The organism is Vibrio sp. 070316B, from assembly GCF_013114115.1.
Classification (GTDB): domain Bacteria; phylum Pseudomonadota; class Gammaproteobacteria; order Enterobacterales; family Vibrionaceae; genus Vibrio; species Vibrio chagasii_B.
In genome coordinates this window covers 49430-69154 of sequence record NZ_VTYC01000016.1, presented here as the reverse complement: position 1 = coordinate 69154, position 19725 = coordinate 49430, and the positions used below count along the sequence as shown (strand labels likewise).

The following is a 19725-nucleotide window of genomic DNA, read 5'->3' as shown; positions in this document are numbered from 1 at the left end:
CTCTTCTGAAAGAAAACTGAAATAAAAGCGTAATCAAGGGCTTCTAGTATACCGACTAACTTAAGGATATCTCTTTTTGTAGTCAAACTGGATTTCGCATGACTGACACCAATTTATCGGTAAAACCCTCACGTTATACATTCTCGCTCATTCAAACGGTTAGTGCCGTATTTATTTCGATCCTTCTACTTGTCAGCTTTTTATCTATGGTCAGTATTCGTGGCATAGATCGAGTAGGAGGTTACTTTGATACTCTGTCTGAACAAGCTCTGCCACTCGCTCTGCATAACGCAGAATTAACACAAAGCGTATTAGAACAAGTAAAACTACTCACTTATAGCACCCAATCGACTGACTTAGATACACTAAACCAAACACGTAATTTGATCGATGAACTCGCTGTAGAGAGTAACAACACGCTCGAGGAACTCCTTTTTATCTCCCAATCTTTTCCTGATGCGATTTCTCTTGAACAAAAGCAAAGCCTTATCGACGATATGGCACAGCTACAACAAATGACCGACACGGTTCTTTCTGCACAAATTGAAATACAAAGTAAGCAAAACCTAATCGACAGTAAAATTGGTGAGTTTCGTTACGGCGTAGGATCTATCGGTCCTGAAATGAATCGTATTAGCTCATTCTTAGTTGAAGATAATCCAGAAGCGAGCGATGCGGCCAACCGCTTTACGTCGAGTGCATCTGCGATGGCCAATACTTTCTTAATGTTGATGATGCAAAACGACCTAGAGAAAGCAGAAGATGAATATCGTCAATTGAGGAACCGAATCGCAGGTCTTAACTTGGCCTACAGTGATTTCTCAGATTGGCACCCAGACATTGCAGAATTCGCGAGCCTAATCGCTCCTTATGAAATGGTAAAAGAGGGCTTTACAGAAGAGGGCGTGATCAAACAAATATTGCTTAAGCTAGAGCTAGTCAAACAACAAGAGCAAAACTTAGCGCAAGTGATTGGACTAGCGAATACGGTGATTAACACGCTCAATCAGCTATCGTCGACAGCGTCTCAACTGATTGATGAAAGTGAACTGGTCGTAAACCAGACCATTACTAACATCGACCGTGTGCTATTTATTAGTGGGTTAGTGATCGCAATGATCATTACTACGTCATGGCTAGTACTGCGTCGTTGGATGAACAAAGGCTTAAAAAACATTACACGTCAGTTAACGTCTCTTGCAGAACATGACTTCTCGAAGCAGAGTGAGTTGCTTGGCCCACTCGAGCTACAAGTCATCACCTCTAAACTTAATACGGTTGTCGATTCAACTGCCGATTCTATACGTTTAGTTACTCGCAACTGTGAAACGCTTTATCAGACCGCAGAAGTAAGTCACGACGCTGCAGAGCAAACCAACTTGAGCCTGCATGAGCAGAATGAATCTCTGCAGAATATGATCACCACAATCACACAACTTGAAGCGTCGATTGGTGAAATCGCTCGTATTTCGAATGCCTCGAATGATGATGCCCAAGTCGCAGAAGACGAGTCAGTGAGTGGTAGCCAGGTTATTGGTTTAAACCAAGAGCGCTTACAAGCGTTAGAGCACTCTTTAAACATGAACGAACAGTCGATGGCTGATCTTGATGGGCGAGTGAAGCAAATTCGTGAAATGGTCGACATGATCAGTGGTATTGCAGAAAACACCAACCTGCTGGCATTGAATGCTGCGATAGAAGCAGCGCGAGCGGGAGAGCAAGGTCGTGGTTTTGCGGTAGTCGCAGATGAAGTAAGGAAATTAGCGAGTGGTACATCCCAACAAACCACTAATATCCGAAACATGATGAATGAGCTGGTGGCTGCGGCGGACCGTTCTCGTACGTCTGTTACTGAATCACGAACTGAGATGGCGAATGCACTTCAAGCGAGCGGCGATGTGAAGCAAGCTTTTGAGAAGATTGAAGTTGCGGTTAACCAGATTAAAGGCCGCGTCGAGCAAATCATGGTCGCAACAGAGCAACAGGCTCGTGCAACTGTTGATGTGACACACTCAATCACGCGCGTGTCCGAACAGGGCGAAAATACCAAACTGCAACTTGAGTCCATGATTGAAAGTTCTGAGCAAGTGGGTGAAATCGCAGGCCATCAACAAGCTATGCTTCATAAGTACGTATTGAAGTAGATGTGTCAACGTTGTCCGGAAGTGGGAATTGCCGCTGAAGGGTGAAAAGCTACGCATATAAAAATGGCGCAATCTCTTAATGAGTTGGCGCCATTTTTTATTATGTCTTGAGGCGTTAGGTCTTGTCTTCCGAATGAGGGAAGGAAGCGAATGGTTGGCGTAACATCAAGTCGAGTCTTTGTTCTTTTCCGTCTCGTATTTCTGGCACACCAATATTGACCTTGTCGTGCCCAAGCTTGGGTTGAGCACGATACGTTTTAAACCAGATATCCCAAACTGATAAGAAGAACCCAAAGTTAGAATGGGTTTCTTTGACAATCACAGAGTGGTGCACTCGATGCATGTCTGGCGTGACAATCACTTTACGAAGCTGTTTGTCGAACCATAAAGGTAAACGACCGTTACTGTGGTTAAACATTGCACTTACATTCAAAACGACCTCGAATACCACAACGGCTAGTGCGGGCACACCCAATACAAAAATTAACGCGACCTTAATCAACATCGACAAAATCATCTCAAAGGGATGAAAGCGGGTACCTGTAGTTACGTCTATATCCAGATCGGCATGATGAACACGATGAAGTTTCCATAGAGCTGGGATACGGTGAAACACCAGGTGCTGAGTGTAAATGGCAAGATCTAATAATACGACACAAAGGAACACGGTGATTTCAAAGGGTAGACTGATGTTATTGAACAGACCCCATTGGTTTTGTTCCGCAATCAGTGCCGCTTGAAATGCCGCAACAGGTATTAATGTCGCCAATAAAACACTGTTAAGCGCCATTAATGAGAAGTTATTTCCCCAACGAAACCATTTATTTTGAGTCAACGTTTTTCTTGGCGCACGATATTCCCACAACGCACACAAAACAAAAGCGCTAACAAAGAAAACAAGGCGAAGTAAGGATGGGTCTTGCATGAGAATTCCTTCTATCATTCTAACGATACTGTAAGTACAATCGGGCCACTTTTCTAGATTTACTGTTATTGTCCATGAGAATCCACGCTTTTCACCGTTTATATCAACACCGTTTGTCCCTTTCTACCAAGCCGTTCAATGCGCGCGGGTGTAAAGTGGTTCGATGTGAGTTCTGTAAAATCAAACAAGACAGCTGTATCTGTGACCACCAACCGAACATAGATACGAATATTGCCACAATGTTGATCTTGTCAGATAACGAAATATTGAAACCAAGTAATACAGGTCGTTTGATTGTCGACACAGTAAAAGACAGCCATGTTTACCTATGGCATCGAACAGAGCCAAACACAGAGATGCTGGATGTTCTGAAGGACGAGCAATATCAACCGGTGATTGTGTTCCCAGAAGATTATACCGATGACAAATCGCGAGTGGTTCAAGACCTGCCACAAATGCGTAATCCAAATAAAAAGCTACTACTGATTTTCATCGATGGTAGCTGGCGTGAAGCAAGACGTATCTTTAGACGTTCTGAGTACTTACAAGAGCTACCTGTGTTGTCGATTGAACCTGAATCCGTTTCTCAATACATGATGCGAAAGTCAGACAATGAGCAACACCTTTCAACTGCAGAAGTCGCGAGCTTAGTATTAAAACAAGCTGGTGAAGAGCAGGGCGCCAAAACATTACAACTATGGTTTGAAGCATTTCGCGAAAGCTACATGCTAAGTAAGACTCGTTACAAGTCAGATCCGACCAAACCAAGCCTGAATGCTTTCATAGAGCACAGTAAAAATGAGACGTCACTCTAACCTTTAACCGCTTTGTGCTGACTTGTTGTTCAAACAGACTCAAACACGAGATAAGTTTGTTATCTATCACGGTTTGTAGGGGGAGTGTTATGGATAATGTTCCCCAGTTGTTTTATTTAAAGAGTTTATTTGCCCGAATTTAGGGAAAAATTGGAGAGATTTCATGTATTACGGCTTCGATGTTGGCGGCACTAAAATTGAATTTGGTGCATTCAATGAGAAACTTGAGCGAGTAGCAACAGAGCGCGTTCCAACACCAACAGATGACTATCAATTACTGCTTGATACGATCGCTGGTTTAGTAAAGAAATACGATAGCGAATTCTCTTGCGAAGGCAAAATCGGCCTTGGCCTTCCTGGTATGGAAAACGCAGACGACGGCACTATGCTGGTTGTTAATGTTCCTGCATCAACAGGTAAGCCACTACGTAAAGATTTAGAAGCGCTAATCGGTCGTAGCGTAAAAATCGAAAACGATGCGAACTGTTTCGCGCTTTCTGAAGCATGGGATGATGAGCTAAAAGACGAGCCATCGGTTGCTGGTCTAATTCTAGGTACAGGTTTTGGCGGCGGTTTAGTTTACGAAGGTAAGGTATTCTCTGGTCGTAACCACGTTGCCGGTGAACTAGGCCATATGCGTCTACCTTTGGATGCATGGTTCCACCTTGGTGACAACGCACCGCTTTTAGGTTGTGGTTGTGGTAAAAAAGGTTGTCTAGATAGCTATCTGTCGGGTCGTGGTTTCGAATTGATTTACGAGCACTACTTTGGCGAGAAGAAGAAAGCGATTGAGATCATCCAAGCTTACAACGAAGGTGAGGCTAAAGCGGCTGAACACGTTGACCGCTTCATGGAACTTTTGGCTATCTGCTTTGCGAACCTGTTTACTGGCCTAGATCCACACGTTGTTGCACTGGGTGGCGGTCTTTCAAACTTCGAGCTTATCTACGAAGAAATGCCAAAGCGCGTTCCTAAGTACTTACTGTCTGTTGCTAAGTGTCCGAAGATCATCAAAGCAAAACACGGTGATTCAGGTGGCGTTCGTGGTGCTGCATTCCTAAACATCAAATAGTGATGGCTTTCAGCTAAACAAGTTACGCAGAATAAATAAAAATGCCGCAATCTCGAAAGAGGTTGCGGCATTTTTTATTGTTTGGTGATTTTAGCTATCGATTAGCAAGAGCGAAGCTCTCTAAGAACTTACTTATTCTTTTTACCAACACCAAGGTTTTCTTTTTGCTTCAGCGTAAGCTTTGAAAAACCTAGCTTACGGAAGTAATTGTCTTGGTAGTTGCGAACTGCTTTAGTATCTGAAATCAACTCAAGCTGGTGCTCTGTTTTTAAATATTCAGTGATGTCGATGCCTTCAGCATCAGCAACCGCTTCTTGGATCGTGCGGTGTTCTTGCTTTGAAAACAGTAACTCTTTGTCTTCGTCTTTGTACGTGTACAGAATGGTACGAGCCATGATGCGCTCCAATAGAATTTTTACTTTGGGCGCACTGTACATAAAAACCGTACGTCGCTCAAGGTAATGGTAAGAAATCTTAAGATTAACTTAGTTAATGGGTTACTTATTAAGGTTGTTCAGAAATATAAAAGCCCCTTGCGACTAAACCATCGCAGAAGGGGCTTCGAACGTTTGAACTTCAGTGTAATCAATACACCTTAGGCCGTTTTATTAATTAAACACGACCTTGCAACGGAATGATCGTCACTGTTTCACCAACTTTCACGGTATCAACCGATGGTGAAATTTCAATTAAGCAGTTTGCTTCACTCATTGAGCGCAGAATGCCTGAGCCTTGTTTACCAGTCGTCTTAACTTCAAGTACACCAGATTCGTTCATAGTGAACACACCACGACTAAATTCAGTGCGGCCTTGGCGAGAACGTAATTGCTCGGTAGCTACTGCATTCGCTTTTACTGGTGTCCAGTTTGTTTGACCTTGCAGCTTGCGAATCGCTGGCTCAACAAAATTGATGAATGACACCATTACTGCGACTGGGTTACCTGGTAAACCGAAGAATGGTTTATCTTCAATTTTACCGTAAGCAAGAGGACGCCCCGGACGCATGTTGATACGCCAGAAGTTAATCTCACCCAGTTTATCTAGCGCAAGCTTGATGTAGTCAGCATCACCAACAGATACACCGCCAGACGTTAATACCATGTCAGTCTCTAACGACGCAGCATGAAGGACATCCATCATCTTCTGTTCGTCATCTTCAATAATGCCGTAATCAACGATGTCACAGCCCAGTTTTTGAAGCATACCAATAATAGTAAAACGGTTTGAATCGTAAATAGAATTTGGTTTTTGCTCGCTACCTGGTGCTTGAACTTCATCACCTGTCGAGAATACGCCAACTTTCACTTTACGTAGAACAGGGCAGGTACCAAAACCTAGTGATGCCATCATGCCCATTTCTGGTGCTTCGATTCTTGTACCACGAGTAAAGACAGGTTGGCCGATTTCAAGATCTTCACCCGCCATACGGACATTTTGTCCTACTGAAATTTTTGCGTCTGGGAAACTAACTGTGTCACCTTCTTGAACAGCCTGCTCACGCATAACAACCACATCAACACCTTCTGGCATTGGTGCACCTGTCATGATCTTAACCGCTTCACCTTGTTGAACTGTCTTGTCGTAGCTGTGTCCTGCCATAACTTCAGCAACAACGTGGTAGCTATCCAGTTCTAAGTCTTCATTACGAATGGCATAGCCGTCCATTGCAGAGTTCGTGTTCTGAGGTACATTGATTGGTGAGATAACATCTTCCGCTAATACGCGACCATATCCTTGTTCTAGGGCAACGGATTCCGTCAGCTCTAGTGCATCAATGCTATCAACAATCTTTTGCTGGCCTTGAGTCACGGTAAGACCTGCAGGGGAAAAAGCGTCGCAACATACAATCGGTGTATTATCTTTTGGTGATGAACACGCTGCTGTTTTGCTTGTTTTCAACACAGGATCAAATGACTGAGCGTATTCAATGATGAAATCACGAATTGCTTCTAAGTCGCTGATTGCCATTTGTGGCAGATCAGATTCGACTTTGCTGTCTGCTGCGATAGCAATGATGTTGTCATCGTTTGGATAAAGCCAAGGTTTACCCACTTCATCACGGTGAAGCTCGATTTTAGGGAAAGCGATGTTCTTGCAGCCTTCTACCAAAATTAAATCAAGCGTGTTGGTATCGAAACGGGTAAGCAGATAATCAAAGTCAGCTTCGGCTTCTGGCGTTTCTGTCATTATGACATTACGGTTGCGAGAGCTGATCAACATTTGATTCGCACCAGCTTTGCGTAAGCGATAGCTGTCTTTGCCCGGCTTATCGACATCAAATTCGTGGTGAGCATGTTTAAGAACGCCAACTTTCAAACCTGCGTCGGTTAACAAAGGTAACAGGGCTTCAAGTACCGTTGTTTTACCTGTACCGCTGTAGGCAGCGAAACCTAATAACGGCAGGTTAGGGCGTTGTTTTGAATCTTTCATTATTGAAGCGTTCCGAATTGGGTGAGTTCTTCTGGCGTATTAAGGTTTACAAAGCAGTTTGGTGCATCGCTGAAGTCAACGTACTCAGTGACGCATTCTTTGTAGAGCAAGATTATCTTGCGATCGCCACGTTCTAAAAAGGCTTCTAGCTTTGGAAGAACACGCTTGTGGAATAGGGTAAACACGGGTTGTTTAAATTCACCATCGTGGGCCACAAGAATGTCACTGTCTTCTTTTACAGCTGCACAAAAGCGTTGTACGAGATCATCACTGATTTGTGGGCTGTCACATGGGACAAAACCGACCCAATCTGTGGTCGCGTTTTTAAGACCAGCATGAATACCGCCCAATGGCCCCGGATAATCAGGGAACGAATCGGAAACAACCGGAGCGAATGCTTGGTAACTGTCGAGGTTACGGTTGGCATTGATGGTGATGCTGACATCTTGTTGTGACAGCTTGTCTATAACGTATTGAATAAGCGGGGAACCGTTGAGCTCAACGAGTCCTTTATCTTTTCCGCCCATACGGCTGGCTTGTCCGCCAGCCAAAATAACCCAACTAGTTTGCGTTGGAAGCAGCATAAATATTCTCTTGTGCTTTGTTCTTTTTAATTACTTGCAGAAGCGGTGACTCAGCTAGCGTGTTATCTTTGATCCACCATTGCTTCTTGCACAAATCGGTTAACGCGTTGGTTTGGTGACTGGTAATGACTAAACTCGCGCCTCTCTGAAGAAGATCTTCGGCCATAATCACCAATCTTTCAATAGATTCTTTGTCTAAAGAAGCACTTGGCTCGTCCATCAGCAAAATTGATGGCTTGAGAATCCAAGCTCGTGCCATTGCTACGCGTTGACGTTCACCACCAGACAACACAGAAATGTGTTCATCTGCTAGGGTTTCTAAACCTACCATCCTCAACGCATTAATAATTTGAGCTCGCTTATCTTTTTGGCTCTCTTTACTAAAGCGAATCCCATAAGCGACATTTTGGTACACAGAACCATCAAATAGGTAAGGTGTTTGATGTAGATAGATGATGTCTTTAAATTTTAGTCTAGGGAACAGGTTATGTTGCCAACTTTGTGTCGGTGACTGAATACGGCCAGAAGTCGGCTTAATCAATCCAGACAGAATTTTTAATAGAGTGGTTTTTCCTACACCGTTATCGCCCTTAAGATAAATCGCATCGTTCGGACCGATCGACAATTCAGGGATGTGGAACAAAACACGCTCTTTGTAGCGCATTGAAATTTGCTGCGTTGTTATTTTTATACTCATGACAGCGTTCCTAAGTTCTTAAATAGCCTTTTCCTCTCACACTAGAAAGGAAAAAGTTAAGGGCTAATGCCAATGCCAATAAAACCATGCCTAACGCCACACCTTGAGCGAAAGCACCTTTGTGACTTTCCATTGCAATAGCGGTAGGGATGTTTCTTGTCATTCCCATAATGTTTCCGCCAACCATCATTGAACAACCCACTTCAGTGACGATGCGAGAAAACGCAGCAATGACTGCCGCCAGTAGAGGAAAACGAGTTTCCCAAATCAAGGTGCAGGCAACGCGAGTGGTTGAAACTCCCAGAGTGCGTGCCGTTTCGACAGCTCGGCGATCACTGGCTTGCAGCGCACCGTGCATCATGGCAACTAGAATAGGAAAGCAGATCAGCATCTGACCTAGAATCATAGCCTTTTGAGTGAACAGCAATTGCCAGTCGCCCAATGGGCCAGAACGAGAGAGCATCATGTACATCAATAAGCCAATAACCACGGTTGGTATTGCTTGCAATGTGTTGATTACAGAGAGTAACGCCCATTTCCCAGGGAATTCCGTGTAGGCCAATAAGAAAGCCATGATGATAGAGGGAACAATTACCAGAGAGATGGCGGACAAAGATACGCTGAAGGACACCGCGACAATTTGCCACAAGTCGTGGTCAAAATTCACCAGTAAATTCAATGCATCTAGCGTTGTTTGCCATAAGGTCATGAAGTATCTCGTGTGAATCGATAATAGGTTTTTATCGGTAATGACTGATGTTAATCATAGCTGACACAATATTAATGAGCCTTATTGGCCAGCTATTATTTCTTTACTTGTTTGGTTTGCTGACTCGTTAAGCGTAATGCTATTTGGCAAAGAGTGAACCTTTAACCCTATTTAGCACAACCTAGCGAGCGACAAACTACTCAGCACTCGCAACAAACAGTTGCTTGCCGTGCAGCTTAAAGTCGTTAATCAGTTTTTGACCTTTAGGGTTAACCAACCAATCGCTGAACGTTTTTGCTGCTTGGTAGTGAATGCTTGGGTAACGCTCTGGGTTAACTAGAATTACTTGGTAAGGGTTGAATAGGTTTTCGTCACCTTGGAAAAGGATTTTTAGATCCAATTTATTTTGGTAAGCCAGCCAAGTGCCACGGTCAGTCATTGTGTAACCTTGCATCTCTGACGCCATGTTTAGAGTAGGGCCCATGCCTTGACCAACGCTGCGGTAGCCGCCAAAGTTTGGCTCGATCTTAGTTTGAGCCCAGATACCCATCTCTTTCTTATGTGTACCTGAATCATCACCACGAGACACAAACGTTACATTGTTTGTCGCAATCGCTTTAAATACATCCGCCACTGCTTTTTGAGATTCAACTTTCGCTGGATCACTTTCAGGGCCAACGATCACAAAGTCGTTGTACATCAATTTACGAGGTAAAACGCCGTAGCCTTTCTCAACAAAGTTAGCTTCTGCTTTTGGTGCGTGTGTCATCACCAAATCCACATCACCGTTTTCACCCATGCGAAGTGACTTACCAGTACCTGCCGCTAAAACATCGACTTTGATACCCGAATCTTTTTCGAATTCAGGCAGTAGATAATCCAGTAAGCCAGAATGATAAGTGCTTGTCGTTGTCGCAAGCTTGATATGAGTGGTGTCTTCTGCGCTGCTAGCCGAGTAACTGACGATAGATAGAGCTGCAATAGTTAGGGGAATTGCTTTCATTATTATTATTTCCATTTTGTTAGAAATGAATGACATGTCTTCAGTTTTAAAGGGCTCAAAGAAGGACATGTGCATAAGATGCTAATTATAGTAATTAGAAATCCTTTCCCTATAAGCAATCTTAATGCCAACAAATAATGCATCAAGTCTCATTAAATTGCTGTTATTTCGGACAAAACTGCGTCATTTCGCTAGATAAAATGAACCAAAACATGAGCTAGGACAAAATGTCGCACATTGTCCCTGTTGAACAAAAGGTTAATTGGTACACTCTGTCCCAACTTTCCCTTTCGGCTGATCATTATGTCTTTACCTAGTTCAAACGCCTCTAACCTCAATCCAAGCACCTTGACTCAATATCAGGCGTTTTCGGTCCTGGTGGTCGATGATGAAATTGGCATGCAGGCAATTTTAAAGAAAGCACTAGGTAAGTACTTTGGCAAGGTGTCGAGTGCAGGCTCTGTAGAAGAAGCAGAAACGCTACGTTGCAATGAACACTTCGACCTGATCGTTCTCGATATTAATCTTCCTGGTCGCTCTGGTATTGAGTGGGAAGAAGCCTTCAATGATAGCGACCGAAAAGCAGATGTTATCTTTATGACTGGCTATGCCGATCTGGAGATGACCATATCAGCACTCAAGCTCGGTGCTTCAGATTTCATTTTAAAGCCATTCAACTTAGAACAGATGATTCAAGCTGTACTTCGTTGTATGGATAAGCGCCTTGACCAAAGAATGCAGTACGCGTTGAAGCGTGATGTCAGCCGCCACATCAAAACCGAGATTATTGGTAGCTCAGATAAGACCAAACAACTTAAGCTTCTTATTAGCCAATTTGCTCCGTCAAGAGCGTCCGTGTTAGTAGAAGGTGAGTCTGGTACCGGTAAAGAATTGGTTGCACGTGGTGTTCATGAAGCCAGTAAACGAACTGGGCCATTTGTCCCAATCAACTGTGGTGCGATTGCTCCAGAGCTTCTTGAAAGTGAATTATTTGGCCACACCTCCGGTGCCTTTACTGGCGCGAAGAAGAATCGTGAAGGTTTATTCAGAGTGGCTAATGGCGGTACGCTATTCCTTGATGAAATTGGCGAAATGCCACTGCCTATGCAAGCTGCACTGCTGCGAGTGCTCGAGCAACGTACCATTCGCCCCGTCGGTAGCGAGACAGAGATATCCGTAGACGTTCGTGTTGTCGCGGCAACCAATCGAAACCTTCAAGAAGAAGTCGAGAAAGGGCACTTCCGCCGCGACCTATTTTACCGACTCAATGTACTTAAGATTGATGTGACTCCGTTACGCGAACGACCATCCGATCTGATTGAGCTTGTTCCATATTTTACGCGCCTACTATCGAGTGAATTAGGTATGCCGATACCTAATTGGGCACATGAAGATATCTTAGCGATGAATGAATACGAATGGCCGGGCAATATTCGCGAGCTTAAAAACCTCGTGGAGCGCTGCATTCTATTAGACAAGCCACCAGCTCACTATTGGCGAGAGATAAATGGCGACCCGGCACCTGCGAGTATTTCAGTGACGGTGTCACATGGTGCTGAAGTGCCGAACTTGAATACAACGGACGCTGCTGAAGGCTATCCAAACACTTGGACACTTAAAGAAGTGGAGAAAGCACATATCGAACAGCTTGTGAGTTTTCACGATGGTAATAAGTCTGCAGCGGCAAGAGACCTTGGCGTTGCTCGTAAAACCTTAGAACGCAAATACAAAGACTGGAACACAGAAGGCTCAGAATATGCCGATTAGACGTCAGTGGTGGGCAAAGTGGGCGTTCCGCTTCAAAACCATGGTGCGCTACCGTTTACTGTTTCTCACGTCAGCACCGATCTTTCTTACTCTGTGCGCGCTCGTTGCGATCACCTTTTATTGGTCTGTTCACTATACGTGGCAAGGCGCTTTGATCGATGTTGATGAACGTCTCGACGTCGCAGACAACAGTATTCATCTGATTCAAAACCAACAAGCTTATAACGTGCGCGCATTTGCTGAGTCTTACAACTTTCGAATGAAGCTTGCGAACGACGTGCCTCAAGATGAACTCATTCGTTGGGTCTCAGAGAATAAGTCACGATATGAGCTCGATTTTTTACGCTGGCGCAGCGTAGAAAGCATGGAAAAGAAGCTTGAATACCTGAATCTCACGCATAAATCATCGTTTTTCAGTGTGTTAGACAGAAATGAACTCGATTACTTAGATCGTGATCTTGCAAAAAAGGCAGAGGTTCCGATGCTTAATGGTCATGATGTTGAAACACGTGGCTTGGTTAGCCGTACTGTCGTATCCATTAAAGATAAACATGATCATGTGATCGGCTTTCTTGATGGCGGGATCTTGTTGAATAACAGCACTCAGTTGGTCGATCAAATCAGCAACCTGATCTATCCGCAGAGAGAGGGCTTCAACCGTCATGTAGGAACCGTCACCGTATTTCTTGACGACCTTCGTGTGAGCACTAACGTACCATTAAGCAGTGAAGACAGTGTAGGGCGTGCAATTGGTACGCGAGTTTCTCACGAGGTTCACTCTAAAGTCTTAAACGAGGGCAAAGAGTGGCTCGACAGAGCATATGTATACGATGCATGGTACATCACGGCTTATCAACCAATTCACGACCAGTTTGGCAACGTGATCGGCATGCTATATACGGGTTACCTAATCTGGCCGCTCATTGAAACCTACCTGACTAACCTTGGCGAAATCAGTATAACTATCGTTCTGTTGTTGCTGGTTTCAGGTTTGATCGTTCACAGAGGTGCGCGCGATCTTTTCAACCCTATCGAACGCATTCATAAAGTGGTGAAGCTAGTACAGATGGGGCAAGACAAGCGAATTGGTACGTTAGGACTGGATGATCAACATGAGCTTACCTTACTTGCTAAACAATTCGACAAGATGTTGGATCTGCTGCATGAGCGCAATCAAGAGATTCAACAAGCGGCGTTAGAACTCGAGTGTAAAGTCCATTCTCGCACCGCTAGTTTGAAAGAGAAAACCGAAGAACTCGAGCTGCATATCAAGCTGCTAAATCAAGCTAGAGATAAGCTGGTGGTCAATGAGAAACTGGCAGCGCTCGGTGAGCTAACCGCAGGTATTGCTCACGAGATCAACAATCCAACAGCGGTAATCCTTGGCAACGTTGAGTTGATGAAATTTGAACTAGGGGATGAAGTAAGCCGTGTCGAAGAAGAAGTCCATGCCATCATGGAGCAAATCGACCGAATCCGAAATATTACGCGAAGCTTGCTTCAATACAGCCGACACGGTGGCGTGCAGGATGAGATCACGTGGCAACACATCAACCCGATCGTCGATGAGAGTATCACGCTCGTGAAAACTGGGGCGAAAAAGCGCGGCATGGTTTACGTTTCGAACTTAAACGCTAAAACATCGGTTGAAGTAAATCGAAACCAACTGCTGCAGATTCTGGTCAACCTACAAATGAATGCTATTCATGCAATGGACGGGCAGGGAACATTAACAATCTCGAGTGAAGATTGGGTAGAAAACGGCGTGTCTCATGGCGCTATCGTGCATGTTGAAGACGAAGGTTGTGGCATCAAAGAAGAGCAGTTAAAGCGCATCTTCTCGCCATTCTATACAACGAAACGCGACGGGACTGGCTTAGGCTTATCTGTATCTCAAAGTATCTTAAGTCAAATTGGTGGCGAGATACGCGTAGAATCAGAAGTGGGTAAAGGAAGCCGCTTTAGTATCTACCTTCAGCAAAAAGCGACACCACAGTTATTGGTGTCTAACCTCTAAACCTGCTACGGCTATCGTTTGATGGTTGTCCTAGCTCGCTTGGGCTGTTGTTTTTACATTCAGCCCAAGCACGAAAATCCCGCACTACTAAACTATCACCAATCAAACCTCAACCTCTGCCTGTTTGACCTATACCTCTTTTTGATTATGTAACACAGTGTATATTTAGTGTTCTTGATGCATATCATCTGAACTGTACAAAATTTTGATAACTTGGTCGAAAATCCATAATCAAAACAAATAATAAAGTCAGTCAGCTATGAAATTAAGTAACTTATCTATCAAGTCAAAACTCGCCTCAATTGTCGTTCTATCGGTTGTACTGCTAGTAATGGCATCTACATTTAACCTCATGCAGCAAAGAGCCAGCTCTATGGAAGAGCGGCAAGATAAGCTCAGTGCTCAAGTTGAAACCGCAGTAAGCTTAGCCGGCTATTACTACAGCCAACGTAGTGTACTAGGTGAAGAAGTCGCAAAGGAGCGAGCGCTACAAGCCATTAAGACGCTTCGTTATGACAACACCAATTACTTCTGGATCCTTAACCAACAACTCAACATTATTAGTCATCCGCTCAAACCTGAGCTTAATGGTACCAACGCAGGTAATTTGAAAGACGGAGCAGGAAAGCACCATTGGCGTGAAATGGTGACGATCTCACGCTCACCTCAAGAGAAAGGCTTTCTCGATTACCAGTGGATGAGCCCTCAAGGTGAACTCAAAGATAAAATCTCTTACGTACAACTCTTCCCTGAGTGGAACTGGATTATTGGCTCAGGAATACTGGTCGCTGATATTCAAGAGGCTTTCTACGCATTAGCACTTAAAGAAGGCATGGTCGCAGTTGTTTTATCAGGCTTACTGTTTGCGATGGGTTATGCGATTTCAAATAACATAATCGTCCCGCTTAACAAGCTTATCGATAACACGCATAAAATTGCCGATGGTGACCTTCGTGTTCGCATGAATATGACACGTAAAGATGAGTTGGGCGATATGAGCCACCAGATCGACACCATGCTCGACAAACTGCAAACAACGCTTCGTACAGCAAACGAGTCTGCGGATCTGTCTAGTAATATGGCAAGTCATATCGCGCAGGCCAGTGAAGAGGCAGCAACCAGTGTGAATTCGCAACATGCACAGCTTGAACTGTTATCGACCGCAATGACAGAGATGAGCGCGACCATTTCAGATGTCGCGATGAATGCAGAAAACACCGCTGCGAGTACCAACAAAGTGGTCGATCACGCTAACCAAAATGATGAAAACATGCAGGTAACCGCAACGACCATATCTCAAGTATCTGAGAACATTTCAACTGCAAATAACTTGGTCAGAGATCTTCAATCTGGTGTTACAGAGATAAGCCAAGTGGTTGGTGTGATTCGCGATGTGTCTGAGCAAACTAATCTACTAGCGTTAAACGCCGCTATCGAAGCGGCACGTGCAGGGGAACAAGGGCGCGGTTTTGCTGTAGTTGCTGATGAAGTTCGTAACCTAGCAAGTCGCACGCAAAATTCTACCAACGAAGTGCAATCGACCATCGAGAAGCTAACACAACAAGCCGAACGTACATTTAATGCTATGCAAAGCAGCAACGAAAAAGTGGACCACAGCGTGGTTGCATCTAATGAGACACGCCAGCAACTCGATGTGATTGTGAATGAGCTACACAACGCCAATGATATGGTCTCGCAAATTGCTGCTGCGTCCGAGCAGCAGAGCACAGTAGCAACAGAGATGAGTGAGAGTGTTACTGGTATTCATTTGGCCGCTAACGAAGTCCTACAGGCTTCACAATCGCTGGCTGAAGACAGTCAGAAGATGGCAAACACCACTGAACATCTCACAGAACAGTTGAAGTACTTTAAGGTTTAGCGCTTTTCACCAGAAACTTATGGAGCCATAGAGCGGTAAAATTAATAGCTGTTACATAGGCGGCAACCATAAAAAAACACCTCCAATCTTATTCAAGTGCGGAGGTGTTTTTGTTTCGAACAATCGAGTAATCAACCTAAAGCTATGAGTGAGCAGCCACCGAGATTTTAGGTGGGTTGATGTTGTGTTTCTTAAACTCTTTCATGACACGAAGCGTAATATCTGTCTCGAACAGTTTCTCATAGGCTGTATCCACCACATAAGCTTTACAGGTTAGCTGTATTGCTAGGTAGTTGTCAGTAATGGTCTGTTTCACCAACACCGTCACAGGCTTAGGTAGGTGGATGTAACGGCTTGATGAGGCCGCTTCCTGTATCAGATCACGGGCGAGGGTGATGTCCTCATCCATACCGACGTAAAACGGAATCACCACCTGCATATCCAGCGCGCCATAGTTACCACTGGTGGTGACTTCGTTTAAGAACTTGTTGTTTGGAATCGTGATGATGTCGTCATTCAAAGTTCTCATACGTACCGAGCGTAAACCGATAGTAATAATGTCGCCGTAGTTACCTTCAAACGTGACGCGGTCACCGACTTGAAATGGTCTGTCAATCATTACGGTGATACCCGCGATGAAAGAGGCCGCCAAGTCTTTAAGCGCAAAGCCGACCGATACGGCAAGAGTACCGCCAATCAGAGCCAAGATTTGGTCGTTGATACGGAAACTCATCATGAACACGATAAGACCCGTACTCACATAAATGAAGAACTGCATGAACGATTGAAGCTTTTGCAACAGCATTCGATATTGAACGAACTGACTACCAAAGCTCGTCACCATTGAGTTGATGAACTTCAATAATAACCACATCGCTGCAATGACTATGATGGAGAAGAACACGCCACTCCAACGAACCAAGCTCGCGATCTTAGAGATGTTTTCTACATTGGCTAACTCTTCTGTCGCATAAGTCGGGAAACTTACCGCCGTTGCCAAGCCAACAAATAATAGGACAAATAACTTCTTCATTTTACTTCACCAATAAATGTTGACGGTCGAGAACGTTAGTAATGTGTCGGAACCAGTGGTCGGAAATTTTCGCCTTGTCTTCATTCCAACCAATGTAACCACGGCTTTCAAAATAGCGAAGAATACCGGTGACTTCAGCAATACTTAGCTGAGTACACTCTGATAGCACCTCGGTAGACGCGATCTCTAACTGAACGATAGAGCGAAGGACCGCCAACATTGGTTTTGGCATGTTCTCTAGTTCTTGCGCCTCGGGTACGTGGAACAGCCTTACCACCGCTTGGTCTGTCTCTTTATTTCTATTTAAAGAGAGACGGAAGAAGCGCAGTGCAACGGTTGGGTTACCATCGGAGTAGTGCCACAAGATACGATAGAAACCTTGGCGCGCGCGCTCTTCTTCGCTCATGTCATCTTGGTCCCACTGTTTTGGTACCACTAAACCATCAAACGACAATGGCTTATCGAGTTCAGTATTGATACGGCTGGTTAGCAACTCGCCAACTTGTTTCTCAGTCCAACGTGGAAGGAAACAAACCAAATCAAACAATAGACGCTCGCCACGAGCTCGGTCGACAAATCGCCAGCTAGACTTGGCAATCGACATCACGATTCTGTGGTTCTTCTTCGAACGACGAAGTAAGTTAGTTAATCGAATCAGATCAGAAAGACCACCAACCATTGGTTTAACTAGGCGCTGGGCATTATCAATTGCAATCAGATAAGTCGTTTCGCTCTTACGAAGATGTGCCAAGATTTGAATCTCAGTTGCGTCTTCTTCTAAGCCGATGCTTACTGCTAGGTGACACAGTAATTCTTGGTAACCCGCGTAAGGGCAACTAACGTAAATTGGTTCTGCATTCGATACCTTGTGCAGTAGGGTATACAGAAGCGTTGTTGCACCCACGCCACGTTCACCCGACACGATACAAATCGCTGGGCTGTCAGACATAAGATAACGAGACAGTTGTTTTACTTCATCGCCTGCATAGTCAATCAGCTCGCTGTCGATGGATCCAGGTAGAATGTATTCGTATGTCTGATCGCCTTTAATACGCACTAAGTTTTTCTGATTCTTATCAAGGTCAGACTGCTTAGCCACTTCAATCCTAAACAGGTAAGCCAGTGCTTGACTGAATACTGTGTAGTTCGAAAGCAGTGACATGATGCGATGCTGGAAGTGATAAACACTCAACCAAGCAATACCAAGCGCAGTCGCGATGATATTAAGTAAAAAAGTATCTTGGCGATTCACGGCCCAATTAACCCACACTGGGCGATCAGAGATATGTTCTAGGCTATTGAATACCTTCGCTCTCCATAATCGAAGTACCGAGATGGTCACCAACACAAACCAAAAGAATAGAACGCTGTAAATCCAACTGTAGATGGTGCCTTTACCCAGCGTGATGCTTGAGATTTGCAGAATCACACCAGCAACAATGAAACTCCATACGTAACGGCGAATCGTTGAAAGGCGTAGCGCAATGACTTCTTTGTTTGAGGTACGTCCCATGCGGTATGCAAACTCAAGAATGAAGCTGATTGCGATCGAGCCACCTAAAATCCACCACGTGAAGATCTCAAGGAATATCAGATGTTGCAGGCTAGGGATACTTGATAGCACACGCAGAGACAGGGTGATAGCAATTAACCAAGCAATGGCTCTATCCGCACGGCTCACATACCAAATTAAACGAATCAGGAATGGAGGGTTTGGCTTCGCTTCGAGCAGGTTAACGCGAAACAGTTCGATCAACCTTTTACTGTTCGCTAACCACCACACCAGCGCAAAATAGATGAACAGCACTTTTAACGCTGCACCAATCACAGGCACCGGGGAAATGAAGATGTCTTTAATAAGCGCTTTGAAGCTGCGTATTTGGAAATACACCAAGTATTCGACGTTTAGCTTTGTCAGTTCCCACTCTTGTTTGAACTGGGTAACACCGTAAGGACCAAAACCGGTCAAGCGTTCTCTGTTACTTGTGGTGCTTTGCTCCAATAAGTGCTGCTTGCTCACATTCAAGCTGTTCAACGTGACGTAGCTAGACTCTACATCGAACCACTGTTTTGGCTCGCTGTTTTCTCGATAAGCCTTGAGTCGTTTATCGAACGTTGCGATTTGCTGATTCTGAACACGGAGCACTTCAGCGAGCAACAGATTTACCTTGCGCTTATCTGACGCCTCCATAAAAAGAGGGTCGGGAAGCTCATCGATACGATTACTCAGATCTTGGGCAATGTCAGAGACCTGAGGTTGTGATTGTAAGTCATATTCCAAGTTGGCATGACTCGGCCATGAGAGCATGGCTAATATGAGGAATAAGAAGCGCGGTAATGAACGCATAAAAGTCTCTTAGAATTATGAGGTTAGGATTACTATAGTTAGATAATCGAGCTTTGTGAAATCTCATGCATTAATGAGGGCGAGTACTTTATCCCCGAATCTTGGTGTTTTGTCATGAAACTGTCAGGCGTTAGACTAGTATTTGTGCATTAGAGGGTGTTGTGAATAGCTATGTATAAAGAAGCTTTGGTTGTAACGGGTTGTTATGCGATATATTAAATTATTTATAAGAGATATGTCTTTATATAAGGCGGATTTTACTCAGTGGCTCAATACTTTATATGTTGCACAGTTTGGCTATTT

The 19725-nt window shown here is 44.3% G+C and carries 15 protein-coding genes; 6 read left to right on the top strand and 9 right to left on the bottom strand.

All coding sequences use genetic code 11. The features are described from left to right. The first annotated feature begins 98 nt into the window (after positions 1 to 98). A complete protein-coding gene (locus F0251_RS13730; protein ID WP_171731178.1) occupies positions 99 to 2144 on the top strand; it encodes a methyl-accepting chemotaxis protein in 2046 nt (681 codons plus the stop codon). 115 nt (positions 2145 to 2259) lie between these two features. On the opposite strand, the gene F0251_RS13725 is transcribed toward F0251_RS13730, so the two are convergent. Continuing rightward, positions 2260 to 3069, bottom strand: a complete 810-nt coding sequence (locus F0251_RS13725; protein WP_171731177.1) for a sterol desaturase family protein — start codon at positions 3067 to 3069, stop codon at positions 2260 to 2262. A gap of 74 nt (positions 3070 to 3143) precedes the next feature. On the opposite strand from F0251_RS13725, the gene F0251_RS13720 reads away from it, so the two are divergent. Together F0251_RS13720 and nagK are read left to right on the top strand one after the other, a co-directional pair. Beyond that, a complete protein-coding gene (locus tag F0251_RS13720; protein WP_239962622.1) occupies positions 3144 to 3884 on the top strand; it encodes a tRNA-uridine aminocarboxypropyltransferase in 741 nt (246 codons plus the stop codon). A 163-nt stretch (positions 3885 to 4047) separates the two neighbouring features. Beyond that, the gene (nagK, locus tag F0251_RS13715; protein ID WP_008217891.1) at positions 4048 to 4956 is read left to right on the top strand and encodes an N-acetylglucosamine kinase; all 909 of its coding nucleotides are present in this window, start codon (positions 4048 to 4050) and stop codon (positions 4954 to 4956) included. A 128-nt stretch (positions 4957 to 5084) separates the two neighbouring features. On the opposite strand, the gene F0251_RS13710 is transcribed toward nagK, so the two are convergent. The 6 genes from F0251_RS13710 to F0251_RS13685 all read right to left on the bottom strand — a co-directional run bounded on the left by F0251_RS13710 (position 5085) and on the right by F0251_RS13685 (position 10379). Continuing rightward, the gene (locus F0251_RS13710) at positions 5085 to 5351 is read right to left on the bottom strand and encodes a DUF2960 family protein (protein ID WP_171731175.1); all 267 of its coding nucleotides are present in this window, start codon (positions 5349 to 5351) and stop codon (positions 5085 to 5087) included. A gap of 217 nt (positions 5352 to 5568) precedes the next feature. After that, positions 5569 to 7386, bottom strand: coding sequence for a bifunctional molybdopterin-guanine dinucleotide biosynthesis adaptor protein MobB/molybdopterin molybdotransferase MoeA (locus F0251_RS13705; RefSeq protein WP_171731174.1), 1818 nt, complete (start codon positions 7384 to 7386; stop codon positions 5569 to 5571). Beyond that, complete coding sequence (gene mobA / locus F0251_RS13700; RefSeq protein WP_004742253.1) at positions 7386 to 7970, bottom strand: molybdenum cofactor guanylyltransferase MobA; 585 nt, start codon at positions 7968 to 7970, stop codon at positions 7386 to 7388. Before mobA ends, F0251_RS13705 begins: the two co-directional genes overlap by 1 nt. Further along, a complete protein-coding gene (locus F0251_RS13695; protein WP_008217897.1) occupies positions 7948 to 8667 on the bottom strand; it encodes an energy-coupling factor ABC transporter ATP-binding protein in 720 nt (239 codons plus the stop codon). Before F0251_RS13695 ends, mobA begins: the two co-directional genes overlap by 23 nt. 10 nt (positions 8668 to 8677) lie before the next feature. After that, positions 8678 to 9376: an ABC transporter permease gene (locus tag F0251_RS13690; protein ID WP_008217899.1), complete on the bottom strand. Its 699-nt coding sequence runs from the start codon at positions 9374 to 9376 to the stop codon at positions 8678 to 8680. A gap of 196 nt (positions 9377 to 9572) precedes the next feature. Next, the gene (locus F0251_RS13685; protein ID WP_171731173.1) at positions 9573 to 10379 is read right to left on the bottom strand and encodes a substrate-binding domain-containing protein; all 807 of its coding nucleotides are present in this window, start codon (positions 10377 to 10379) and stop codon (positions 9573 to 9575) included. A 303-nt stretch (positions 10380 to 10682) separates the two neighbouring features. On the opposite strand from F0251_RS13685, the gene F0251_RS13680 reads away from it, so the two are divergent. The 3 genes from F0251_RS13680 (at position 10683) to F0251_RS13670 (ending at position 16042) form a co-directional block, all read left to right on the top strand. Then, the gene (locus tag F0251_RS13680; protein WP_061034057.1) at positions 10683 to 12146 is read left to right on the top strand and encodes a sigma-54 dependent transcriptional regulator; all 1464 of its coding nucleotides are present in this window, start codon (positions 10683 to 10685) and stop codon (positions 12144 to 12146) included. Beyond that, positions 12136 to 14163 (top strand): cache domain-containing protein, encoded by a 2028-nt coding sequence (locus F0251_RS13675; protein WP_171731172.1) that lies wholly within the window; start codon positions 12136 to 12138, stop codon positions 14161 to 14163. The genes F0251_RS13680 and F0251_RS13675 overlap by 11 nt, the downstream gene beginning before the upstream one ends. Before the next feature lie 259 nt (positions 14164 to 14422). Continuing rightward, positions 14423 to 16042: a methyl-accepting chemotaxis protein gene (locus F0251_RS13670; RefSeq protein WP_061034055.1), complete on the top strand. Its 1620-nt coding sequence runs from the start codon at positions 14423 to 14425 to the stop codon at positions 16040 to 16042. A gap of 142 nt (positions 16043 to 16184) precedes the next feature. Here the strand turns inward: F0251_RS13670 and F0251_RS13665 are convergent, their stop codons facing one another. Both F0251_RS13665 and F0251_RS13660 read right to left on the bottom strand, forming a co-directional pair. After that, positions 16185 to 17075, bottom strand: coding sequence for a mechanosensitive ion channel family protein (locus F0251_RS13665; protein ID WP_061034054.1), 891 nt, complete (start codon positions 17073 to 17075; stop codon positions 16185 to 16187). A 1-nt stretch (position 17076) separates the two neighbouring features. After that, positions 17077 to 19422, bottom strand: coding sequence for an ATP-binding protein (locus tag F0251_RS13660; protein WP_061034053.1), 2346 nt, complete (start codon positions 19420 to 19422; stop codon positions 17077 to 17079). Positions 19423 to 19725 lie beyond the last annotated feature (303 nt).